General features: G+C 68.7%; 15 protein-coding genes. 11 read left to right on the forward strand and 4 right to left on the reverse strand.

From position 1 onward, the window contains the following. Positions 1-7: 7 nt before the first annotated feature. The 3 genes from AC3A4E_RS08255 to AC3A4E_RS08265 form a co-directional block, all read right to left on the reverse strand. Positions 8-2,356, reverse strand: coding sequence for a fimbria/pilus outer membrane usher protein (locus tag AC3A4E_RS08255; protein WP_487631018.1), 2,349 nt, complete (start codon positions 2,354-2,356; stop codon positions 8-10). A 10-nt stretch (positions 2,357-2,366) separates the two neighbouring features. Beyond that, positions 2,367-3,005: a fimbrial biogenesis chaperone gene (locus AC3A4E_RS08260; protein ID WP_487631019.1), complete on the reverse strand. Its 639-nt coding sequence runs from the start codon at positions 3,003-3,005 to the stop codon at positions 2,367-2,369. A gap of 121 nt (positions 3,006-3,126) precedes the next feature. Next, entirely contained in the window at positions 3,127-3,630 is a 504-nt protein-coding gene (locus tag AC3A4E_RS08265; protein ID WP_487631020.1) for a Csu type fimbrial protein, read from the reverse strand. A gap of 221 nt (positions 3,631-3,851) precedes the next feature. Here AC3A4E_RS08265 and map point away from each other — a divergent pair, with 221 nt between their 5' ends. The 6 genes from map to trxC all read left to right on the forward strand — a co-directional run bounded on the left by map (position 3,852) and on the right by trxC (position 10,286). Next, positions 3,852-4,649, forward strand: a complete 798-nt coding sequence (map, locus tag AC3A4E_RS08270) for a type I methionyl aminopeptidase (RefSeq protein WP_232150546.1) — start codon at positions 3,852-3,854, stop codon at positions 4,647-4,649. 49 nt (positions 4,650-4,698) lie between these two features. Further along, entirely contained in the window at positions 4,699-7,266 is a 2,568-nt protein-coding gene (gene glnD / locus AC3A4E_RS08275; protein WP_487631021.1) for a [protein-PII] uridylyltransferase, read from the forward strand. 29 nt (positions 7,267-7,295) lie between these two features. Beyond that, positions 7,296-8,129: a 2,3,4,5-tetrahydropyridine-2,6-dicarboxylate N-succinyltransferase gene (dapD, locus tag AC3A4E_RS08280; protein ID WP_487631022.1), complete on the forward strand. Its 834-nt coding sequence runs from the start codon at positions 7,296-7,298 to the stop codon at positions 8,127-8,129. A gap of 114 nt (positions 8,130-8,243) precedes the next feature. Continuing rightward, complete coding sequence (locus AC3A4E_RS08285; protein WP_487631023.1) at positions 8,244-8,600, forward strand: arsenate reductase; 357 nt, start codon at positions 8,244-8,246, stop codon at positions 8,598-8,600. Positions 8,601-8,657: 57 nt separating this feature from the next. Further along, on the forward strand, positions 8,658-9,794 hold the full coding sequence (gene dapE / locus AC3A4E_RS08290; RefSeq protein WP_487631024.1) for a succinyl-diaminopimelate desuccinylase: 1,137 nt from the start codon (positions 8,658-8,660) through the stop codon (positions 9,792-9,794). Positions 9,795-9,851: 57 nt separating this feature from the next. Continuing rightward, the gene (gene trxC / locus AC3A4E_RS08295) at positions 9,852-10,286 is read left to right on the forward strand and encodes a thioredoxin TrxC (protein ID WP_487631025.1); all 435 of its coding nucleotides are present in this window, start codon (positions 9,852-9,854) and stop codon (positions 10,284-10,286) included. A gap of 10 nt (positions 10,287-10,296) precedes the next feature. Here trxC and AC3A4E_RS08300 read toward each other — a convergent pair whose 3' ends face one another. Beyond that, entirely contained in the window at positions 10,297-11,763 is a 1,467-nt protein-coding gene (locus tag AC3A4E_RS08300; RefSeq protein WP_487631026.1) for a GntP family permease, read from the reverse strand. A gap of 106 nt (positions 11,764-11,869) precedes the next feature. Here AC3A4E_RS08300 and AC3A4E_RS08305 point away from each other — a divergent pair, with 106 nt between their 5' ends. The 5 genes from AC3A4E_RS08305 to AC3A4E_RS08325 all read left to right on the forward strand — a co-directional run bounded on the left by AC3A4E_RS08305 (position 11,870) and on the right by AC3A4E_RS08325 (position 22,402). Continuing rightward, the gene (locus tag AC3A4E_RS08305; protein WP_487631027.1) at positions 11,870-14,128 is read left to right on the forward strand and encodes a TonB-dependent receptor; all 2,259 of its coding nucleotides are present in this window, start codon (positions 11,870-11,872) and stop codon (positions 14,126-14,128) included. A gap of 157 nt (positions 14,129-14,285) precedes the next feature. Further along, positions 14,286-17,621, forward strand: coding sequence for a PAS-domain containing protein (locus AC3A4E_RS08310; protein WP_487631028.1), 3,336 nt, complete (start codon positions 14,286-14,288; stop codon positions 17,619-17,621). 208 nt (positions 17,622-17,829) lie between these two features. Beyond that, complete coding sequence (locus tag AC3A4E_RS08315) at positions 17,830-18,318, forward strand: NUDIX hydrolase (protein ID WP_332077655.1); 489 nt, start codon at positions 17,830-17,832, stop codon at positions 18,316-18,318. A 164-nt stretch (positions 18,319-18,482) separates the two neighbouring features. Continuing rightward, positions 18,483-21,062, forward strand: a complete 2,580-nt coding sequence (gene mprF, locus AC3A4E_RS08320; RefSeq protein WP_487631029.1) for a bifunctional lysylphosphatidylglycerol flippase/synthetase MprF — start codon at positions 18,483-18,485, stop codon at positions 21,060-21,062. Beyond that, positions 21,059-22,402 carry an AcvB/VirJ family lysyl-phosphatidylglycerol hydrolase gene (locus AC3A4E_RS08325; RefSeq protein WP_487631030.1) on the forward strand — a complete coding sequence of 448 codons (1,344 nt, stop codon included), beginning with the start codon at positions 21,059-21,061 and terminating at the stop codon, positions 22,400-22,402. The genes mprF and AC3A4E_RS08325 overlap by 4 nt, the downstream gene beginning before the upstream one ends. The last annotated feature ends 6 nt before the right edge of the window (positions 22,403-22,408 follow it).

Genomic DNA, 22,408 nt, shown 5'->3' on the forward strand with positions numbered 1-22,408 from the left:
CAGATGCTCACGGCACGGACTCCGGCACGCAGCGCAAGCTCAGGGTGTCGGCATGCGGGGCGATGCCGGCGGGTGTCGTCGGCACCGATGCGGTGCACACGCCCCCCGCCGGCAGGCCGATCCGAAGCACGGTGCCGCCGGGCAGGTCCTCGGCGTAGACCTGGCCGTCGTAGCCGACCTGGTCCGGCATGCCGGCGGGTGCGTTCTCGATCCGGCTGCCGACCGGCAGGGGCGCGCCGTCCGCATCCAGCAACTCGATCATCACGGCGCGGACGCGACGGACCTCGAAGCCGACCCGGACACCGGCGCCCTGTGCCGGTGTCGCAAGGCGGGCGGCGTCGGTGACACGGATGTCCGCGGGCAGGTCCATCGGGTCGATCGAGAGGCGGTTGTGCTGCCAGGCGTTGAGCGGCGCCACCAGCAGCAGGCCACGGTCGTCGGTCTCGCCGATCCGCCGGTTCTCCAGCGCAACCGGCACACCGGCGTAGCCGCCAGCGGATACCACGGCGAAGGCGTCGGTGATCGCGCGTGCGGCGAACAGGCCCCCACCCATTCCGACGAGACTGCCCGAAGCCTGCGCATAGGTGAACCGGTTGTCGCCGGCCCGTGACATGCCACCGCCGATGCGGCCGCGCGACCCCTGCCAGGCGCCCTCGGCCAGCCCGCCCGACAATCCGCCCGCGCGCGCCTGGACCCGCCAGCCGGCGCCACCGTCGCCCGGGACGGGTCTGGAGACATCCACGACCGCACTGTCACCGCCCGTGTCGCGCTGCCACGACAGTGCGGCCTGGCGCTCACCCTGACGGCCGAGCGGGACCACCAGGCCGAGGTAGGCGCTGCGGTCGCGGTCCGCATCCAGCCCCTGGTTGATCGAAGCGCTGGCATACCAGCCGTTGGCGAAGCCGTGACTCCAGTACAGGCCGGCGTAACGGGCGCGATCGGGCGTACGTCCGGCCACGCCGTCCGCGCGATCCCGGGTCGCCTGGTCCAGGCGCACCCAGGTCACCCCGAGGTTGCCGGCGCGGGTACTGATGCCGACGACTGCGCGCTCGGTACGACTCGGCGGCGGTGGCCCGTACAGGGCTGCGACATCGCGATAGTCGCCCCGGGTGCGGCGGGTATCGGCGGCGAACTGGTACCGGCTGTCGCTCCAGGACCAGCCCAGGGTGAACTGGCTGCCACGCTGCGTGTCGGCGCGGCTGTGGGCGTACGCGGCATTGAATACGCCAGCCATGCCGGCCAGCCATGCGCCGCCTGTACCGGCGGTGACGAGCCCGTCACTGCCTTCGATATGGGCCTCCATCGTCAGCTGGTTGTTGACGCCGTAACGCAGGCTGCCACTGCCGACCAGGGTGTCGGCGTACTGGAAGGACGCGATGCCGTAGCGTTCCCGCACCTGGCCCAGGCCCAGCGACCAGTCGCTCAGTCCGGCCGCGAGCAGGCGCTGTGTCGAATAGAACGGAAAGTCGAGCGTGTTGACCCGGCCATAGGCGTCGGTGACCACCACCCGCGCGTTGCCGGCGCCGTTGACGCCCGGGACTGGCGCAAGCTGGAACGGACCGGGCGGCGTGCTGCCGGTGTACTGCCGAAGCCCGTTGACGTAGAGCTCGACATTGGACGGCACCGTCGCCTCGCCGAGAAACTCCGGCAACGGAATCGTGATGCGATACGGCTGCAGGGCGAAGTTGCGGCCGACCTGGATGCCACCGATGCGGACCGGTCGGGTCCAGTCCAGAAAGCCCGTGAACGTGTCGCCGACGATGACCGAGACGGCGGCGTCGGGAAACGACCATTGGATCCGGCTGTCCAGCCGCACGCTGTCGTGCTGCCTGCGCTCGCCATCAGGACGGAACACGCGGCCGACGCCGGTGGTCGAAACGATGGCACTGCCCATGCCGAAGATCCGCAGCTCCCCGAAGCCGCTCGCGCTCCAGCCGCCGCTGCTGTCGCTGGCGTAGAGGTCGTAATTGAGCAATATGCCCGGCGCGCGATCGGTCACCACGGCGCGCTCGTCCGCCTGACGACCGAGCCGCGTGGAGGACAGGGCGAGCACGTCGAGGGGCGCATCGATGCGCACGGCCTGGGTGGCCGGGTCGTAGCGCACATGGACGCCCGCGATCGTCTCGACCGCGAGAAGCGCACCGGTGTCGGGCGCCTCCAGGGCAAAGCCCAGGCGGCGCAGCGTGCTGCCGGTGGCATGCAGGCGGCCATCGATCTGCTCGAACGGAACCAGTCCGTCTTGCGCGACCTCGTTGACCGTGACCGCCAGATACAGGCGGGTGGGAACCGGCCGCCGGTCGTCGGGGTCCGGTATTGGCGAGGCATGTGCGGGCGACAGGGACAGCAGGACGGCCATGCCGACAGCGCTAGCGATCCGGCAGCAGCTGACGTGCATCCGGTTCGCCGTTGATGCGGGCCTCGATCCCGGCCGGAGCGCCGGGCTGCAACGCCCCCGGCAGCGGCCAGCGTCGGGTCTGGCCCGGCAGGACGTAGCCGGCCAGCCCCTCGGCCACGACCTGTCGCCCGCCTGTGCCCACACGGGCGAGATCGGCGATCTGCGCGCGCGCACTGCCGATGTTCTGGATCTCCACCGCCGGCCCCCCGTCCGCATCCTTGGCCAGGCGCGCGTGCAGGACCGGCGCCGCGGTGGCGGCGGGTTCGAGGAAGACGGGCACCGAGTAGCGCAGCACGAAGTTCAGACCGGTGCGCGCGGGCGCGGGCTTCGGCCCGGGCAGCTCGTCGACGATCAGCCGGTAGCTGCCCTCCTGCGTCGCGGGTGCATCGATCAGCCGCACGACCCGCACCAGTTGCTCGGCGCCCGGCGCGATCTCAAGCATCGGCGGGCTGACCGCGATATCCGAGGTTTCTGACAGCCGGTCTTCGCCGTCCACCTGCTGCCAGGCGAACACCCTGACCTGCGCGACCAGCCGCTGCGCGCCACTGTTGCGCAGGGTCAAGCCGTCCGCCGCACGCTGGGGCGCAATGGTCACCAGCGTGGGCGCCACCTGCAGGTCTGCTGCAATACCAGGTGGCGACAAAGCGAATCCCACGGCCAAGAGCAGGAGCGATGCGCGCATGTGGGCGCGGATTGACGCCGTCGCCGCGGGTCGTGAGCCAGCCACAGGCTCAGTAGGTGATCGTGGCGGTGACGGTGTCGCTATACGTTTCGGCGGCATAGTTCGCACTGGGAACGCGACCGTAAACGAAGACTTCCTCCACGGTTCCGGTGCCTGAGCCGCTCACCGTATCGGAGGTCTCGCCCCAGACGGTCGTGCGGCTCACGTCCTGGTAGAGCTGATAGGGCACCAGGATGCCGGCGCCGCTGGACATCGCCCGCGCGGTGACACCACCGCCGTCCGCGTGCAGGCCGGGGCTGAGCGCGATGGTGTAGCCGGTGCCGGGCGTGCAGTTGACGTTCAACTGGCCTACGGCATCCACATTGATCGCCGTCGACGGCTGGGCGCCGAACGCCACATCGGTGGCGGCAGGCGTATCGATGGAGCAGGCCGACGTGATCGTCAGGGTCACATCGAACGTCGTCGTTGCAGTCTGCTGTGCAGCGGCAGGCAGAGCGAAGGTGGACGCGGCGAGGGCGCCGATCAGCAGGCAGGCACGATGGAACGAACGCATTTGAGTCTCCTTGAAAGATGGGTCGTCCAGCGTCCGCCTCGCAGCGCCTGCACGTTCTGGAAATGCTAGGGAACGCGACGGTGCCCATGTGTGACCCGCAGCCACAACCGTGTGGTTTCAGAATCTTCTGAGCCCGGAGCGGGCGATCCGCGTTGCGTGCCCGGAGGCGCCCGATGCGGGCACGCCTGCGCTCGAAAGCGAATTTCGGCGATAATGCCGGCATGAGTATCCACACCAAGACGCCCGAAGAAATCGAGAAGATGCGCGTGGCTGGCCGCTTGGCCGCCGAGGTGCTGCAGATCGTCGCCCCGCATGTGAAGCCGGGGGTGACGACCGAGGAGCTGGACCGCATCTGTTACGACCACATCATCCGGGTGCAGGGCGCGATTCCGGCCAACGTCGGCTACAAGGGCTATCCCAAGACGACGTGCATCTCGGCCAACAACGTCATCTGCCACGGCATTCCCAACGACGCCAAGGTCCTTAAGGAAGGCGACATCATCAATATCGATGTCACCGTCATCAAGGACGGCTGGCACGGCGATACCAGCCGCATGTATTTCGTCGGTACGCCGTCGGTGATGGCGCGGCGTCTGGTTGAGGTGACGCGCGAGGCGATGTGGCGTGGCATCCGTGAAGTGAAGCCGGGCGCGACGCTGGGCGATGTCGGTCACGCGATCCAGAAGTACGCCGAGGCCGAGCGTTTCAGCGTGGTGCGCGAGTACTGCGGCCACGGCATCGGCAAGGTCTATCACGACGAACCGCAGGTGCTGCATTACGGCACGCCGGGCGCCGGCGTCGTGCTCAAGGAAGGCATGACCTTCACGATCGAGCCGATGATCAACGAGGGCACGCGCTTCACCAAGGTGCTGCCCGATGGCTGGACCGTGGTCACCAAGGACCGGAAGCTGTCCGCGCAGTGGGAGCACACGGTCGCGGTCACCGCAGACGGCGTGGACGTGCTGACCCGCATCCCGGGCGACGACAACGACCCGTTTCTCGACAACGCGCCTCTCTGACGTGGGCGAGCGCACCGCCCCCCAGGTCCCCGGCGCCGATAGCGACGACATGGCATGGGTGGCGGAGGCGCGTGCCGCGCTTGCCGCCCACGATGCGCGTCTGGCGCAGGGCTTCGACGCCGGCCAGCACATCGACCGTCTGCTCGCCGCGCGTGCCAACGCCGTCGATGGCTGGGTGCGCAAGGCCTGGGCGCGCTGCATTCCCGGCGACGCACCGCTGGCGCTGTTCGCGGTCGGTGGTTATGGCCGCGGCGAACTGTTTCCGCATTCCGATATCGATCTGTTGGTCATCGCCACGTCCGAGGCGCAGGCCGAACATGCCGAAGCACTGGGCCGCATGCTCGCGCTGCTGTGGGACTTCGGATTGCCGGTCGGTCACGCGGTGCGCAGTTTCGAAGAGTGCACGCGCGCCGCCGAAGATGTGACTGTGTTGACCGCGCTGCTGGAAGCGCGCCCACTGCTGGCCAACATCGGCGAGGTGCGTGCGCTGATGGACGCGATCGCCGATACCAAGGTCTGGCCGGCGGATGATTTCTTCCACGCCAAGCGCCGCGAACTCGAGATGCGCCACGCGCGCTTCGGCGATACCGCCGACAACCTCGAACCCAACATCAAGGACGGCCCCGGCGGCCTGCGTGACGTGCACAACCTGCGCTGGATGGCGCGGCGCGTGCTGGGCGTCTATGGCACCGAGGAACTGATCGCGCTGGGCCAGCTCGGCGTGGACGAACACGCAACGCTAGAGCGCGAACGCCGCACACTGTCGCGGCTGCGGTTCGGCCTGCATCTGGTGGCCGGCAAGGCCGAAGAACGTCTGCGTTTCGACTACCAGAAGGCGCTGGCGGCGCGGCTGCATCACGTCGAGGCCGCGGATAATCCGCTGGTCGAGAAAATGATGCAGGAGTTCTACCGCAGCGCTTCGGTGGTGCAGCGGATCAGCGAACGCATGCTGCAGCGGTTCGAGGAGCAGATCGAAGGCGAGGGCAGCCTGCAGCCGCTCGATGCCGAGTTCGGCAGCCAGCGCGGGTATCTGGTCGCGCGTGACGATGTCTGGCCGGGTGGTGACATCGCCCGCGTGTTCGATCTGTTCGCGATGTGGGCCGATCACCAGGAACTGCGCGGCCTGCATTCGCAGACGGCGCGCGCGCTCGCCGAATCGCTGCATGCGCTGCCGTCGTGGCGCAACGCATCGACTGAATTGCGCGAGCAGTTCCTCGGCCTGCTGCGCGGTCCGATTCCGGTGCGCACACTCGAACGCATGGCGCGTCTGGGTGTGCTGGGCGTGTGGATTCCCGAGTTCGCGAACGTCACAGGGCGCATGCAGTTCGACCTGTTCCACGTCTACACGGTCGATCAGCACACGCTCGCGGTGCTGCGCAACATCGCCAGCTTCGCGTCCGAGGCGCCGGACGAGCGCTTCTCCAGCGCGCACGAAGTCTGGCCGCAGCTGCGCAAGCCGGAACTGCTGCTGATCGCCGGCCTGTTCCACGACATCGCCAAGGGCCGCGGCGGTGACCATTCCGAACTCGGGGCAGTGGATGCGCGCGAGTTCTGCGAAGGCCACGGCCTGGGCGAGCCGGACACCGCGCTCGTCGAATGGCTGGTCAAGCGGCACCTGCTGATGTCGACCAGCGCGCAGAAGCTCGACATTTCCGATCCGGCGGTGATCCACAAGTTCGCCACCGAGGTCGCCGATCGTGAGCGCCTCGACTACCTCTACCTGCTGACCTGCGCCGACATTGCCGGCACCTCGCCCAAGCTGTGGAACGCATGGAAGGACCGGCTGCTGACCGACCTGCGCAGCGCGACGCGGCTGGCGTTGCGGCGTGGTCTCGAGAATCCGGTGGCCGCCGTCGAGCGCATCGCCGAAGCGCGCGATCGCGCGCGCGGTCTGCTGTCGGCGCACGGCGTCAATGACACCGAAGCTGATGCGCTGTTCACCCGCATTCCGCAGGAGAGTTTCCTGCGCGGTCGCGCCGACCAGGTGGTCTGGCAGGCGCTGGGCCTGCGTGACACCGTCGACGGCGATGTCGTGGTGCGCGTGCGCCGGCTTGCCGCAGGCGCCCAGGCGCTGGAAGTTTTCGTGCATTCGCCCGATCGTGATGGGCTGTTCTCGGCCATCGTCATCACCCTCGACCGGCTGGGTCTGGTGATCCAGCAGGCGCGCGCGCTGGACGGGCCGGGCGGCACGATCTTCGACGTGTTCCAGGTGCTGCCGGCGGACACGCGGCAGAGCCTCGAGCTTGCCTCGATCGAACGCAAGCTCACCACGGTGTTGACCGGTTCGCTGGATCTGCGCCCCGCACGTCGCGCGCAGCCGCGACATCTGCGCCATTTCCGCGTGCCGCCGCGTATCGAATTCAATGCCAGCGCCGATGGCCGGCACACCGTCTTCAGTCTCGTCTGTACCGATCGCCCCGGGCTGCTGGCCGATGTCGCCCACGAACTGCGCCAGCATGGCGTGCGCGTGCACGACGCGCGCGTGGCGACGTTCGGCGAACGCGTCGAGGACGTGTTCCGGCTGAGCGACAGCGCCGGTCGCCTGCTCGACGACGACGCGCAGGACGCCTTGCGCACCGCGCTGCTCGCCTCGATCGACGGCGACGTGGCACGATAACGCCCCGTTTTCCCCCACGAAGTCCCGTCATGACCCAAGCTCTGCAGACCACCATCGAAGATGCGTTCGCGCGTCGGAGCGACCTGACCGCTGCCGAAATCGGCGACGCCGTCAAACCGGCCGTCGAGCAGGCGATGCAGGGCCTGGAGTCGGGCGAATTGCGCGTCGCCCAGCCTGACGGCAACGGCGGCTGGCAGGTCAACGAGTGGCTGAAGAAGGCGGTGCTGCTGTATTTCCGCACCAACGACATGGCCGTCGTCGATGCGCAGCCGGCGCCGTTCTGGGACAAGGTCGAGCCGCGTTTCGCGGGCTACGACGAAGCGAAGTTCAAGGCCGCCGGCGTGCGCGTGGTGCCGGGTGCGGCCGTGCGCCGCGGCACCTACTTCGGCCGCGATGTGGTGCTGATGCCGAGCTTCGTCAACATCGGCGCGTACGTCGGTGAAGGCACGATGGTCGACACCTGGGCGACCGTCGGTTCCTGCGCGCAGATCGGCAAGCACGTGCATCTGTCGGGCGGCGCCGGTATCGGCGGCGTACTGGAACCGCTGCAGGCCAGCCCGACGATCATCGAAGACCACTGTTTCATCGGCGCGCGTTCGGAAGTCGTCGAAGGCGTCGTCGTCGGTCACCACAGCGTCATCGGCATGGGCGTGTTCCTCGGCCAGTCGACCCGCATCTACAATCGCGCGACCGGCGAAGTCAGCTACGGCTACGTGCCGCCAGGCAGCGTCGTCGTCTCCGGCCAGCTGCCGGCCAGGGACGGTTCCCATTCGCTGTACTGCGCGGTGATCGTCAAGCAGGTCGACGAGAAGACCCGCAGCAAGACCAGCGTCAATGATCTGCTGCGTGGTCTGGCGGACTGAGTGCTCGCTTCGCGGAACATCATGCGAACGGCGGCCCTCACCCCAACCCCTCTACCCCGGCGGGCACGTAGTCCCATCGGGAGAGGGGCTTAGAACAAAAGCACTGGAGCTGCGATGACCACCGTCTACGGCCTCAAGAACTGCGATACCTGCAAGAAGGCGACCAAGTGGCTCGACCGCTTCGGCGTCGCGCATACGTTCGTCGATTACCGGGATACGAAGCCGACGCCAGAGACGCTGGTCGAGTGGGCCGGCAAACTCGGCGGCTTCGAGGCGATGGTCAACAAGTCCTCGACGACCTGGCGGCAGCTGCCGGACAACCGCAAGGCCGCCGCCAGCGACGCGGAATGGAAGCTGCTGCTGCGCGAGTATCCGCAGCTGATCAGGCGCCCGCTGGTGGTGACCGATGACGGTGAGATCAGTCAGGGTTTCAGCGACAACGGCTTCAAGAAGCGTTTCAACATCGACTGAGCGCGCGCGGTGCCCGTTACGATGGCGGGCCTCGCACTTTTTCGGAAATCCGTCGTCATGAGCGCCGTCCTCGATCTCACCCGTGATCTGATCGCACGCAAGTCGGTCACGCCTGATGATGCCGGCTGCCAGCCGCTGATCGCCGCGCGCCTGCAGGCGGCAGGTTTCGCGATCGAGTCGATGCGCCACGGCGATGTCGACAATCTCTGGGCGACGCACGGGCAGGGCGCACCGGTGCTGGTGCTGCTGGGCCACACCGATGTCGTGCCGAGCGGGCCGGTCGAGGCGTGGACGTCGGATCCTTTCAAACCGGAGATCCGCGACGGTGTGCTGTACGGCCGCGGCGCCGCGGACATGAAGAGCGGGGTCGCGGCGTTCGTCGTCGCGGCCGAGCGCTTCGTCGCCGCGCATCCCGATCACACGGGCACGCTTGCGTTGCTGCTGACCTCGGACGAGGAAGGCGATGCGATCGACGGCGTGCGCCGCGTCGCACGCACCTTCGCCGAGCGCGGCACGCGCATCGACTGGTGCATCACCGGCGAGCCATCGTCGACGTCGACGCTCGGCGATCTGCTGCGCGTCGGTCGTCGCGGCAGCCTGTCGGCGACGTTGACCGTGCGCGGCGTGCAGGGCCACGTCGCCTATCCGGACAAGGCGCGCAACCCGATCCACGACGCGGCACCGGCGCTGGCCGAACTCGTCGCGCGGCGCTGGGACGACGGTTTCGAATCCTTTCCGCCGACCAGCCTGCAGATCAGCAACATCGCCGCCGGCACCGGCGCGACCAATGTGATTCCCGGCACCGCGACCGTGCAGTTCAACCTGCGCTACACGCCGCACTGGGATGCGCCGAAGCTGGAAGCCGAGATCGCGGCGTTGCTGGATCGCCATGCGCTCGATTACACGCTCGCCTGGCACCGCAGCGGCGAGCCGTTCTACACGCCGGAGGGTCCGCTGCGCGCCGCGGCGCGCGAGGTGCTGACGACATTCGCAGGCGCAGCGCCCGAAGAGAGCACCGGTGGCGGCACGTCGGATGCGCGCTTCATCGCGCCGCTGGGTGCGCAGTGCATCGAGATCGGGCCGGTCAACGCCAGCATCCACCAGGTCAACGAACACATCCGCGTCGCCGATCTCGAAGCGCTGCCCGATCTCTACGAAGCGCTCATCTCGCGGCTGCTGCCTGACGCGGACTGACATCTTGCCCACGTATCGACGCGCGCGCATGCACGCTGCGCAGGAAGGGAGAACACCATGACCGATTCCGCCATCGTCGCCTGTCCGCAATGCCACACCCGCAACCGCGTGCCGCATGCGCGGCTGGCGGATGCGCCGACCTGCGGCAAGTGCCAGGCCGCCTTATTGCCGGCACACCCGATCACTTTGACCGCGGGCACATTCGACGCGCACGCACTGCAGTCGGATCTGCCGCTGCTGGTCGACTTCTGGGCGCCGTGGTGTGGGCCCTGCCTGTCGATGGCGCCGGCGTTCGAACAGGCCGCCGCGCAGCTTGCGCCGCGGATCGTGCTGGCGAAAGTCGATACCGAAGCCGAACCGGTACTCGGCGGCCGCTTCCATATCCGCAGCATCCCGACGCTGGTGCTGTTCGCCGGTGGTCGCGAAGTCGCGCGCCAGTCCGGCGCACTGCCGTTGCAGGCGATCCTGCAGTTCGCGCGCCAGCAGCGCTGACGCGAATCCCTCAGACCCAGCCGGTCGCGTAGAACAGGCCGATGATCACGAACACCGCGAGTGTCTTGATCAGGGTGATCGCGAAGATGTCCTTGTAGGCCTGGCGATGGGTCAGGCCGGTCACGGCGAGCAGGGTGATCACTGCGCCGTTGTGCGGCAGCGTGTCCATGCCGCCCGATGCCATCGACGCGACGCGGTGCAGGACTTCCATCGGAATGCCGGCCGCGTTCGCATTGGCGATAAAGGTCTCCGACATCGCGGCGAGCGCGATGCCCATGCCGCCCGAGGCTGAGCCGGTGATGCCGGCGAGCGCGGTCACGGTGACGGCTTCATTGACCAGCGGATCGGAAATCGTGCCGAGGCCACGGGTCACCAGCAGGAAGCCTGGCAGCGCGGCGATGACCGCGCCGAAGCCGTATTCGGATGCGGTGTTCATCGAGGCCAGCAACGCGCCGTTGATGGCGGTCTTCGTGCCTTCGGCGAAACTCGTCAGCACCGGCTTCCATGCAAACGCCAGCACGGTGAGGATGCCGACCAGCAGCGCGCCCTGGACGGCCCAGATCGCGGCGATCCGCGAGACTTCCTGCACGACCGGCGCGGGATCGCCGATCACGCTCGGCAGGAAGCTGTGGCTCTCGCCGTAGAAAGTCGGAATCCAGCGGGTGAAGACGATGTTGCTCACGCCGACCAGCACCAGCGGCAGCAGCGCGATCAGGGGATTGGCGAGCGCGCCGCCGGCGAACGGCGCGGGTTCGTTGAGCAGCGTCGCCGGGTCGCCATAGCCTTCGCCGGCCCGCAGCGCCGCGCGGCGGCGCCATTCGAGATACGTCATGCCGATGGCGAGAATGAAGACGCCGCCGATCGTGCCCAGCACCGGCGCCGCCCAAGCATCGGTGCCGAAGAACGAGGTCGGAATGATGTTCTGGATCTGAGGCGTGCCGGGCAGGGCGTCCATCGTGAAGGTGAAGGCGCCGAGCGCGATCGTGCCCGGGATCAGGCGTTTGGGAATGTCGCTCTGGCGGAACAGTTCGGAGGCGAAGGGGTACACCGCGAACACCACGACGAACAGCGACACGCCGCCGTAGGTCAGCAGTGCGCAGACCACGACGATCGACAGCATCGCCTGCTTCGGGCCGAACAGCCGGATGGTCGCGGCGACGATCGATTTGGAGAAGCCCGACAGTTCGATGACCTTGCCGAACACCGCGCCGAGCAGGAACACCGGGAAATACAGCTTCAGGAAGCCGACCATCTTGTCCATGAAGAGGCCGGTGAACATCGGCGCGACCAGCGTGGGGTCGGTCAGCAGCACCGCGCCGAGTGCGGCGATCGGCGCGAACAGGATCACGCTGTAGCCGCGATAGGCGACCACCATCAGGAACACCAGCGCGCCCAGTACGATCAGAAAGTCCATGTCGCCCCACACCACCCGCGGCCCGCGGGCCAGATGGGGCGCAGTGTCGGCGTCGCCGCGCATCGGCGGCCATTGTCCGAAGGTACGATGCCGCGCGCCGCCGTCACTCCCTAGTCTTGCGTTCGGGCGGCACCGTGCCGCACATATGCGACCCGTGGGAGGGGACACAATGAAGCGCAACACCATCCGGCATACCGCCCTGAGTCTGGCTGTGGGTCTGGGACTTTCCGTGCCCGCTGTACACGCGCAGCAGGCCGCCGAACCGGCGCCGCAGACGCAGACCGGCAGCTCCGCCACGACGCTCGACGCGATCACCGTGACCGCGCGTCGCCGCAGTGAATCGATCCAGGATGTGCCGGTCGCGGTCAGCGCCTTCGGCGAGGAACAGCTCAAAGACCTGCAGGCCAACAACATCGACGGCCTGCAGGGCGCCGTGCCCAACCTCAACATCGTGCAGGGCCGCGGTTCGGCCAACAGCGTCAATGCCTTCATCCGCGGCATCGGCCAGCCGGACGCACTGCAGACCTTCGATCCGGGCGTGGGCCTGTACGTCGACGACGTCTACTACTCGCGCATCAACGGCGCGCTGTTCTCGCTGTTCGACGTGCAGCAGGTCGAAGTGCTGCGCGGCCCGCAGGGCACGCTGTACGGCAAGAACTCGACCGGCGGCGCGATCAAGGTCACGACCAAGAATCCCTTCGACGACAGTGGCGGCGCAGTCGAACTGACCGGCGGCGATCACGGACGTGCCGAAGGTCGTTTCTACGTCTCCGGCAAGCTCAGCGAGACCGTGGCGGCGAGCTTCGCCGGCGCGTGGCTCAACCACGACGGCTTCATCCGCGACCGCGTGAGTGGCAAGCACTACAACGACGACGACACGCGCGCGCTCCGCGCCAAGATCGCGTTCCAGCCGACCGACGATTTCCGCGCGACGCTGTCGATCGACCACACCAAGCAGGACGCCGCGCTGTCGCTGGGCCAGCCGACGGCGCCACTGCGCCGCACCGATCTCGTGCTCGGTCCGGTCACGCTGCTGCCTGCGCCGACCGGCGAGTTCGATTTCACCGCGCGCACGTCGTTCCGCCCCGACCAGGGTCAGGAGCTGAAGCACTCGGGCGTGTCGCTGGCGGCCGAGTGGGATCTGAGTGATGCGCTGCTGTTCAAGAGCATCACCTCGTACCGGGAACTGGAGACGCATTCCTTCATCGACATCGACGCCTCCGAATTCGAACTCGGCGACGTGCTGGTGGCGCTGGACCAGAATCAGTTCAGCCAGGAATTCCAGCTGCAGTACGACAACGGCAGCAACCTGCAGACGACGTTCGGCGCGTACTACATGAAGGAAGACGTGCCGTCCTACCAGGAAGCCTACGCCGACGATCTGTTCTCGTTCGCCGGCACGCGCGTGCCGTTCCTGCGCACCATCGCCGACGATCTGAGCACCGAGAGCATCGCCGCGTTCGCGCATGCGAACTGGGAGTTCGTGCCGACCTGGAAGCTCGCGGCCGGCCTGCGCTGGACCCGCGACACCAAGGACTACGACCGCAGCACCAGCACGTTCTGGGGAGCACCGCTGAGCGCGCTCAACGAGACCGTCGCTTTCAGCGCGAAGAAGAGCTGGACCGCGTGGACGCCGTCGGTGAGCCTGCAGAAGGCGTTCTTCGACAATCTGATGGGCTACGTGTCGGCGAACCGCGGCTTCAAGTCGGGCGGTTTCAACGGCCGCGCCAATACGCGCACTGACGCGGCAGCGCCGGACTTCGATCCGGAGTTCGTCTGGACCTACGAAGTGGGCGTGAAGGCCAATTCGCCAGACAACCGCCTGCGCGGCAGCGTTGCGGCGTTCTGGAGCGAGTACAAGGATTTCCAGGCCCGCGTGTCGCAGGACGTCGGCACGTTCCCCGTGCTCAACGCCGCGGAACTCGAGATCAAGGGCATCGAGTTCGAGGGCAGCGCGTTGCTGGGTGAGACCACGACGCTGAGCGCACAGGTCGGCTATCTCGACGCGCAGTACAAGTCCTTCGAGGATTTCCGTCTCGACCCGTCGTATCCGGGCTTCGATCCGAACGTCATCCACGACCATGTGCCGTTCTCGCCGGAATGGACTGCGCGCGTGGCCCTGCAGCACGGCTTCCCGCTCGCCAACGGCGGTCAGGTCAGCGTCGGCGGCGACGTGTCATATCGCAGTGACACCTGGCTGTCGGTCGACAACCGCGTCAACCTCAGCCAGGACGCCTACACCCTGGTCGGCGCCTACGGCGTGTGGGATTCGCCGCAGTACGTGTGGCAGGTCCGCGCCGGCGTGCGCAACCTGACCGACAAGACCTACAAGGTCGAAGGCCAGGAGTTCGCCAGCGTCGGCAACATCCAGACCGCGTACTACGGCTGGCCGCGCAACTGGTACGTGTCGGTGCGCTACAACTTCTGACGCGTCGCGGTTCCGACGTGATTGATGGAAGCGGAGGCCGCCTGCGGGCGGCCTTCGCGCGTCCGGACCATGGCTCGCGCTGCGCTATGCTCGCCGGCGAATCGAGGGGACGCCACGCCGTGATTGCGGCATCGACAACGCGCATCAGGAACACGGCATGTTGAGTGTCGGCGTCGTCGTCGCCGCGGTCGGCCTCTGGCTGGCCGCGATGTTCGCCGCCGCGGTCTACGGCGAGCGGCACCCCGATGCGCTCGGTGCGCGCTGGCGGCACATCTACGTGCTGTCGCTCGCGGTGCACTGCACCTCGTGGACCTTCTACGGCACGGTCACGCAGGCCGCGCGCTACGGCTGGCCACTGCCGCCGACGTTTCTCGGCGCGATCCTGTTCCATCTGCTGGCGTGGCCGGTGCTGCTGCGTCTGGTGCGGCTGGCGCGCGACAGCAATGCGACATCCCTGGCCGATCTGATCGCCTCGCGGCTCGGGCGCGATGCCTGGCTCGCGGCGACGGTCACGTTGGTCGTCGCCCTGGGTCTGGTGCCCTACATCGCACTGCAGCTGAAAGCGGTGGCGATGAGCTACGCGACGCTGCTCGGGCATCCACAGGCGCAGGCCGGCGCAGTCGCGCCGTGGCAGGACAGCGCGCTCTACGTCGCGCTGGCGATGGCGCTGTTCACGATGCTGTTCGGCACGCGCCGCGCGAGCGCCGCGGGGCACAACCGGGGCCTGGTGCTGGCGATGGCGTTCGAATCGGTGTTCAAGCTCGCGGCGATGCTCGCGCTGGGCCTGTTCGTCTGGTTCGGGTTGCGGGGTCTGCCAGAACTTGCATCGTCCGCGGTCGTGACGCCGGTGGTCGGTAGCGCCAGCGGTTTCGTGCCTTTGGTGCTGCTGGGCGCAGCAGCGATGTTCATCATGCCGCACCAGTTCCATGTCGGCGTCGTGGAATGCCGCGACGAATCGCATGTGCGCGCGGCGCGCTGGCGTTTCCCGCTGTATCTGTTGCTGATCGCACTGCCGATGCTGCCGCTCGCGCGCGCGGGCAGTGCATTGCTCGGCGATTCGGTGTCGTCGGACATGTACGCGCTCGCGCTGCCGCTGGCGATGGGGCAGGAAGGACTTGCGCTGGTGGTGTTCCTCGGCGGCCTGAGCGCGGCGACCGGCATGGTCATCGTCAGCACGCTGACCCTGAGCCTGATGATCGGCAACCACTGGTTCGCGCCGGGCCTGCTGCGCGGTGCATGGTCGCGCGGCGATGGCGACGATCATCGCGGCGCGCTGCTGATGCTGCGGCGTGGGGTGATCGTCGCGATCATGCTGCTGGGCTGGATCTACAGCCGCATGGTCAGCGGCAACGACGCGCTGGCCGATGTCGGCGCGGTCTCGTTCTCGGCGCTGGCCACACTGGTGCCCGCGCTCGGCTTCGCGGTGCTGCGTCCGCAGACGCCGCCATTCGCTGCCCTGGTCGGCGTGCTCGCGGCATTCGCCGCCTGGGCCTGGGTGATGCTGGTGCCGATGCTCGCGGGCGATGCGCCGACGTGGTTGCAGGCCTGGCCGGCCGCGCTCGCGTGGTTGTCGCCCGATGGTCTGTTCGGACTCACCGGCTGGAGCCGGCTTGGTCGCGCCGTCGGTGCGAGCCTGTTCGTCGGCGTGGCGCTGACGCTGCTGCTGTCGCTGCGCCATTCGCCTGACGACGCGGCCGCGCGACGGCGGCGTCCGGGCGCGAACCGGCAGACACTGGCGAGTGCCGGCCGGCGCTTCCTGTCGAGCACGCGCGTCGACGAGCTGCTGCAGGACGCACCGGTGCAGGGCCCCGTCCCGCGGCGCGTACAGGCGCGAATGGAACGCGAACTCTCGGCCGTGCTCGGTGCGGCGTCCGCGCGTCTGTTACTCGACGCCGCGCGTCGCGATGCCGGCCCTGATTTCGACACCGTCGCGGCGATCGTCGGCGAGGCCTCGCAGGATCTGCGCTTCAACCAGCGCGTGCTCGAAGCGGCGCTGGAGAACATGACCCAGGGCATCAGCGTCGTCGACGACAAGCTGCGGCTGGTCGCGTGGAATGCGCGCTACGCCGAGCTGTTCGGCTATCCGGCTTCATTGCTGCGCGTTGGCGTCGAGGTCGCGGCGCTGGTGCGGCACAACGTGGGCAGCGGCCTGATCGGCGCGGTCGATGTCGAAGCCGAAGTCGACAAGCGCCTGCGGCACATGCGCGCGGGCACGCCCTATGTCGCCGAGCGCCGGCTTGCCGGGGGGCAGGTCATCGAGATCCGCGGCAACACGATGCCCGGCGGCGGCTTCGTCGCGACCTTCACCGATGTCACCGCGTTCCGCCATACCGAGCATGCCTTGCGCCTGTCGAACGAAACGCTGGAGCAGCGCGTCGCCGAGCGCACCGACAGTCTCGACCAGGCACGTCGCGAAGCCGAGCGCGCGAACCTCGCCAAGACCCGCTTCCTGACCGCCGTCGGTCACGATCTGATGCAGCCGCTGCACGCCGCGCAGCTGTTCACCGATGCGCTGTCGCAGCAGTTGCCGGGCGATGTGGAACCGCGCCTGCGGCAGATCCGCGGTGCGCTGGATTCGACCAGCGATCTGCTGACCGGCCTGTTCGACATGTCACGCCTGGAAGCCGGCGGCCTGGTGCCGCAGCCGCGCGCGTTTCCGCTGGCCGAGGTGCTCGAACCGCTGGCGTCCGAGTTCGCCGCGCTCGCGGCCGAGCGTGGACTGACCTTCCGCTACGTGCGCAGCCGCGCCTGGGTCGACAGTGATCCGCAGCTGCTGCGGCGCGTGCTGCAGAATTTCCTCGGCAACGCGGTGCGCTACACCCGGCGCGGCGGCGTACTCATCGGCGTGCGGCGCGTGGATGGAAAAGTGCGCATCGAAGTGCACGACACCGGGCCCGGCATTGCGGACGCGCAGCAGGCGGTGATCTTCGAGGAGTTCCGGCGCGGCGAAGGCGCGGCGGGGCAGGGGCTCGGTCTGGGCCTGGCGATCGCGGATCGCATCGCGCATCTGCTGCACGCGCCGATCGCCCTGCGCAGCCGCACCGGGCATGGGACGGTGTTCTCGATCGCGGTCGCGGGTGCGCATGCCGATCGCGCCGCGCCGCCGCCCACCCGCGCAGGGCTCGCCGGCGCGCGCGTGCTGGTCGTCGACAACGATCCGGCAGCGCTCGCGGCACTGGCGACACTGCTGCGGGGCTGGGGCTGCAGCGTCGACGCGGTCGCCGATGGTGATGCGGCCGCGCATGCGCTGATGCAGATGCCGGCCGACCTGTGGGTGTTCGATTACCACCTCGATGACGGTGACACCGGCATCGCGCTGCATACGCGACTCGCCGCGCGCTTCGGCGAGCGTCCGACGCTGATCGTCAGCGCCGACGACACCGGCGCGGTCCGCAGCGACGCGCTCGCCACCAGCCTGTCGCTGCTGCCCAAGCCGGTGCGGCCGCTGGCGCTGAAGTCGGTGCTGGATCGCATGCGCGCAATGCGCGGCTGACGCATCTCCGGCCCGGCCACCTCGGTAACGGTGCCGTCATCCCGGCGGACGCTGGGATCCATTTCTTGCCGTGTCCTCCAGTGACGGGAACGCAAGATGGGTCCCAGCGTGCGCTGGGACGACGAGGCAGGGGATCTGCGACAGCCACCGGGACCTGATCGCCGCCTCGTTACAATCGCCGGCTTCCGTAATCTTCGACGCCGTTCCCATGCCCTACACCCCGATCGTCGCCACCCTCGGCTACGTGCTCTCGCCCGACCGCCGCCAGGTGCTGATGATCCATCGCAATGCGCGGCCCGGGGACCATCACCTCGGCAAGTACAACGGTCTCGGTGGCAAGGTCGAGCCGGACGAGGACGTCGTCGCCGGCATGCGCCGCGAGATCATGGAAGAGGCCGGCATCACCTGCGAGGCGATGACGCTGCGCGGCACGATCAGCTGGCCCGGATTCGGCAAGCATGGCGAGGACTGGCTGGGCTTCCTGTTCGTCATCGAGGCGTTCGCGGGCACGCCGATGACCTCGAATCCGGAAGGCACGCTGGAGTGGGTCGACGTCGACCGCATTCTGGAACTGCCGCTGTGGGAAGGCGACCGCCAGTTCCTGCCGCTGGTGTTCGACACCGACCCGCGTGCGTTCCACGGCGTCATGCCGTATCGCGACGGGCGCATGCAGTCGTGGTCGTTCTCGCGACTCTGAGTCGCGCTGCACGCCGACGATCCGGCGACGTCTGCATGCGCTGAACCGCGTCATCCGCCTGCATCGCGGTGGAATCCGACGGCGACGCCGTCCGTGCGCCGCAGGTGTATGCTCCGCCGCCATCGCGCCCCGCAATCGTGTGAGGGCGCAGGCGAGGGGTTCGCATGGCGTTGTCGTCCCGGCGTTCGCTGCAGGCACTGGTCGCGCGCGTGCTCGCGCACGCTGATGCTCTGCGCCGGATCGCGATCGTCGTCGGCATACTGGCGATCGGCACCCTGCTGGTGTTCGCGCTGCGCGGCTTCTGGCACGAACTGCGCTATGACGACATCGTCGCCGCGATCGAGGCCACGCCCGGCTCGCGGATCGCGCTCGCGGTGCTCGCGACCGCGGTGAGCTTTGCCGCGCTGGTCGGTTACGACGCCAGCTCGCTGCGTTACGTCGGCGCCCGCGTGCCGCCGCGCACGATCGCCAAGACGGCCTTCGTCGCCTATGCGCTGAGCAACACCATCGGGCTCGGCGTGTTCACCGGCGGCGCGGTGCGGATGCGGCTTTACGGCGCGGCCGGCGTGGAGCCTGCCGATGTCTCGCGCGCGATCGTCTTCAATGCGCTGGTGTTCGGGCTCGGCGCCTGCGCGGTCGGGGGTGCCGGCCTGTGGTGGGATGCCGCCGCGCTCGCGCCGTTGTTGCGTCTGCCGGCGTTGGCGGTCGCCGTCTGCGGCGCAGCGGCCTTGGCCGCTGTGTTGCTGGTGCTGGCGCTGTGTCACGTGCGCGATCGCATCGGCCGCGTGCGATTGCCTTCGCCACGACTCGCCTGGACGCAGCTGGCGCTGTCGGTGCTCGACATCACCGCGGCGGCTGCGGTGCTGTGGCTGCTGCTGCCCGAAGGCGCGGTGGGCTTCGCGACCTTCCTGGGGTTCTATGCGGCGGCCGTCGTCATCGGCGTCATCAGCCACGTGCCCGGCGGACTGGGTGTGTTCGAGGCGGTGATGCTGGTCGCGCTCGGCAGCAGCGTGCCGGCAGGCGAACTGGCCGGCGCGCTGGTGCTGTACCGGCTCGTCTATTACGTGCTGCCGCTGCTGATCGCGCTGGGCGTGCTGATCGTCCACGAGACCGGCCAGCTGGCGACGCCGGCGCGGCGCTTCCTGTCCGGCCTGGCGCCGCGTGTGCTCGCGGCCGCCACGCTGGTCGCGGCGGTGATGCTGCTGGTCTCCGGCGCGACGCCGGCGACCGGCCGCGCGTTGCAGACCCTGCAGGTGCTGCCGCTGCCGCTGGTCGAAGCGGCGCATTTCCTCAGTTCGATCATCGGCGTACTGCTGCTGTTCGTCGCGCGCGCGTTGTTGCGGCGGCTCGATGCGGCATGGTGGGCGGCCGTCCTGCTGGTCGCCCTCGCGCTGCTGTTCGCCTTGCCCAAGGGTCTGGCGCTGACGGAGGCCGTCGTGCTGTCCGCGCTGCTGGTCGCGCTGCTCGCGTCGCGCCGCTCGTTCAAGCGCCGGGCGTCGCTCTTGGCGGTGCCGTTCACCGGCGGCTGGCTGCTGGCGATGGCGGTAATCTGCGTCGCGGTGACGGGTCTGCTGTTCTTCGCCTATCGCGACGTCGCCTACGGCCATCAACTGTGGTGGCAGTTCGCGGTGTCGGGCGAGGCGCCGCGTTCGCTGCGCGCGATGGTCGCGGTCGCAGTGGTCGCGCTGGTGCTGGCGCTGCGCCAGCTGGTGCGGCCGGGCATGCCGGCGCCGCCCTTGCCGGATGCCGCGCAGCTCGCGCAGGCCCAGGCGATCCTGCGCACGCAGTCCCAGGCCGATGCGGGACTGGTCCTGACCGGCGACAAGCATCTGCTGTTCTCGGAAGCCGGCGACGCATTCCTGATGTACGGACGACAAGGCCGCTCGTGGATCGCGCTGTTCGATCCGGTCGGCCCGCGGGAGTCGTGGCCGGAACTGGTCTGGCGCTTTCTCGAACACGCCCGCGACGCCGGTGCGCGCGGCTGTTTTTACCAGGTCGGGCAGGACGCGCTGCCGCTGTATCTCGATGCCGGCCTGCGACTGTTCAAGCTCGGCGAGTACGCCAGCGTGCCGCTGACCGGCTTTTCGCTGCAGGGCAAGCGGCGCGGCAATCTGCGCACCGCGGTGAACCGGGCCGAGCGGGAGGGGCTGACTTTCGCGATCATCGACGCCGCCGACGTGCCGGCCGCGGTGCCGGGCTTGCGCGTGGTGTCCGAGGCCTGGCTCGGCGAGCATCGCGCTGCAGAGAAACGCTTCTCGATCGGCGCGTTCGATCCCGATTACATCGCGCGCAATCCGGTCACGGTCGTGCGCGATGGCGAGCGGATCGTCGCGTTCGCGAGCCTGCTCGTCGCCGGTGCGCCTGCAAGCGGCGAGGCTGAAGCCAGCATCGATCTGATGCGGCATCTGCCCGATGCGCCGCCCGGAACCATGGATTTTCTGTTCGCGCGTCTGCTGCAGCATCTCTCCGATGCCGGCTACGTGCGGTTCGGCCTCGGCATGGCGCCGCTGTCGGGCATGGCCGCGCATGCGCTCGCGCCGAACTGGCATCGCATGGGCCGGCTGCTGTTCGCGCGCGGCGAGCAGTTCTACAACTTCCGCGGCCTGCGCGCGTTCAAGGACAAGTTCGATCCGCAGTGGGATGCGCGTTATCTGGCCACGCCCGGCGGCGTGGCACCGTTGCTGGTGCTGGCGGATGCCTCGGCGTTGATCGCCGGTGGCTATCGTGGAGTGCTGTCGAAATGAGACTGCTGGTTTTCTGTGTGATCGCACTGCTGTGCGCGTGTCCTGCGTTCGCGCAGGAGCGTGTCAGCCACGGCTTCTTCCACGACGTCGCCCTGACGCGTCCGGCGCAGCCCGCCACGCACACGGTGCTGCTGCTCGGCACAGGCGACGACACCGCGACGGCGGCCGCGCTCGCGCGCGACGGTGCGCTGGTCGCAGCGATCGACGTGGCGCGCCTGCAGGCCGCATTCGCCAAAGACCCCGGTCCCTGCGCGTTCCCCGATGGCGATCTCGAAAATCTCTCGCACTGGCTGCAGGGCTACGCGCGGCTGCCGGATTACCGGCCGCCGGTGCTGGTCGGGCAGGGCGATGGCGCTGCGATCGTGTATGCGATGGCCGCGCAGGCGAATCGCGGTGTGTTCGCCGGCGTGATCACGCGCGGCGCGCTGCCGCCGCTCGCGCTCGGCAAGCCGCCGTGCAAGGGCGCAGGCACGCTGTTCAAGGCGTCGACGCCGGTACCGGAGACGGTGGCGTTGCAGGCGGTGCCGAGGTTGGCGACGCCGTGGCTGGCGCTGGGCGATGCGCGCGCACTGCCGGAATTGCAGGCCCTCGCCGCCGCTATCAACGGCGCCGCGGTGCGAGCCCACGGCAACGCAGTGCCGCCACTGGTCGCTGCCGTGCGCGCATTCGCCACGGCCTCGGCACGTACGCAGCCCGCGCCACCGCCAGCCGACGTGCGTGATCTGCCGCTGGTCGAGGTGCCCGCAACCGGCACCGCGCAACCGGTGTTCGTCGTACTGCTCAGCGGCGACGGCGGCTGGGCGGGCCTTGACGCCGAAGTCGCTGCAGCGCTCGCCGCGCGCGGCATTCCGGTTGTCGGCTTCGATTCGCTGCGCTATTTCTGGTCCGCGCGCACGCCCGATGGGCTCGCCCGCGATCTGGATCGCGTAGTGCGCGCGTATGCCACGCGCTGGCAGCGCCCTCGGGTACTGCTGATCGGCTACTCGCAGGGCGCAGACGTGCTGCCGTTCGCAGTCAATCGTCTGCCGGCCTCGACGCGCGCGACCGTCGCGCACACCGTGCTGATGGGACTGGGCAAGCGCGCGTCGTTCGAGTTCCACGTCGGCAACTGGCTGTCGGCCGGCGACGACGATGCGCTGGAGATCGCACCCGAAGTGCTGCGTCTGTCGGCCGAGCACACGCTGTGCATCGAAGGCGAGGGCGACAACGATGCGACCTGCGCGGCGTTGCCGCCAGGCCACGTCACCGTGCGCACGCTGCCCGGTGGTCACCACTTCGGCGGCGACTACACGCGGCTTACTGATCTGATTCTGTCCAGCACGGGCAACGCACCGCGCTGAACGATC

Source organism: Luteimonas sp. Soil_N_1, from assembly GCF_057656255.1.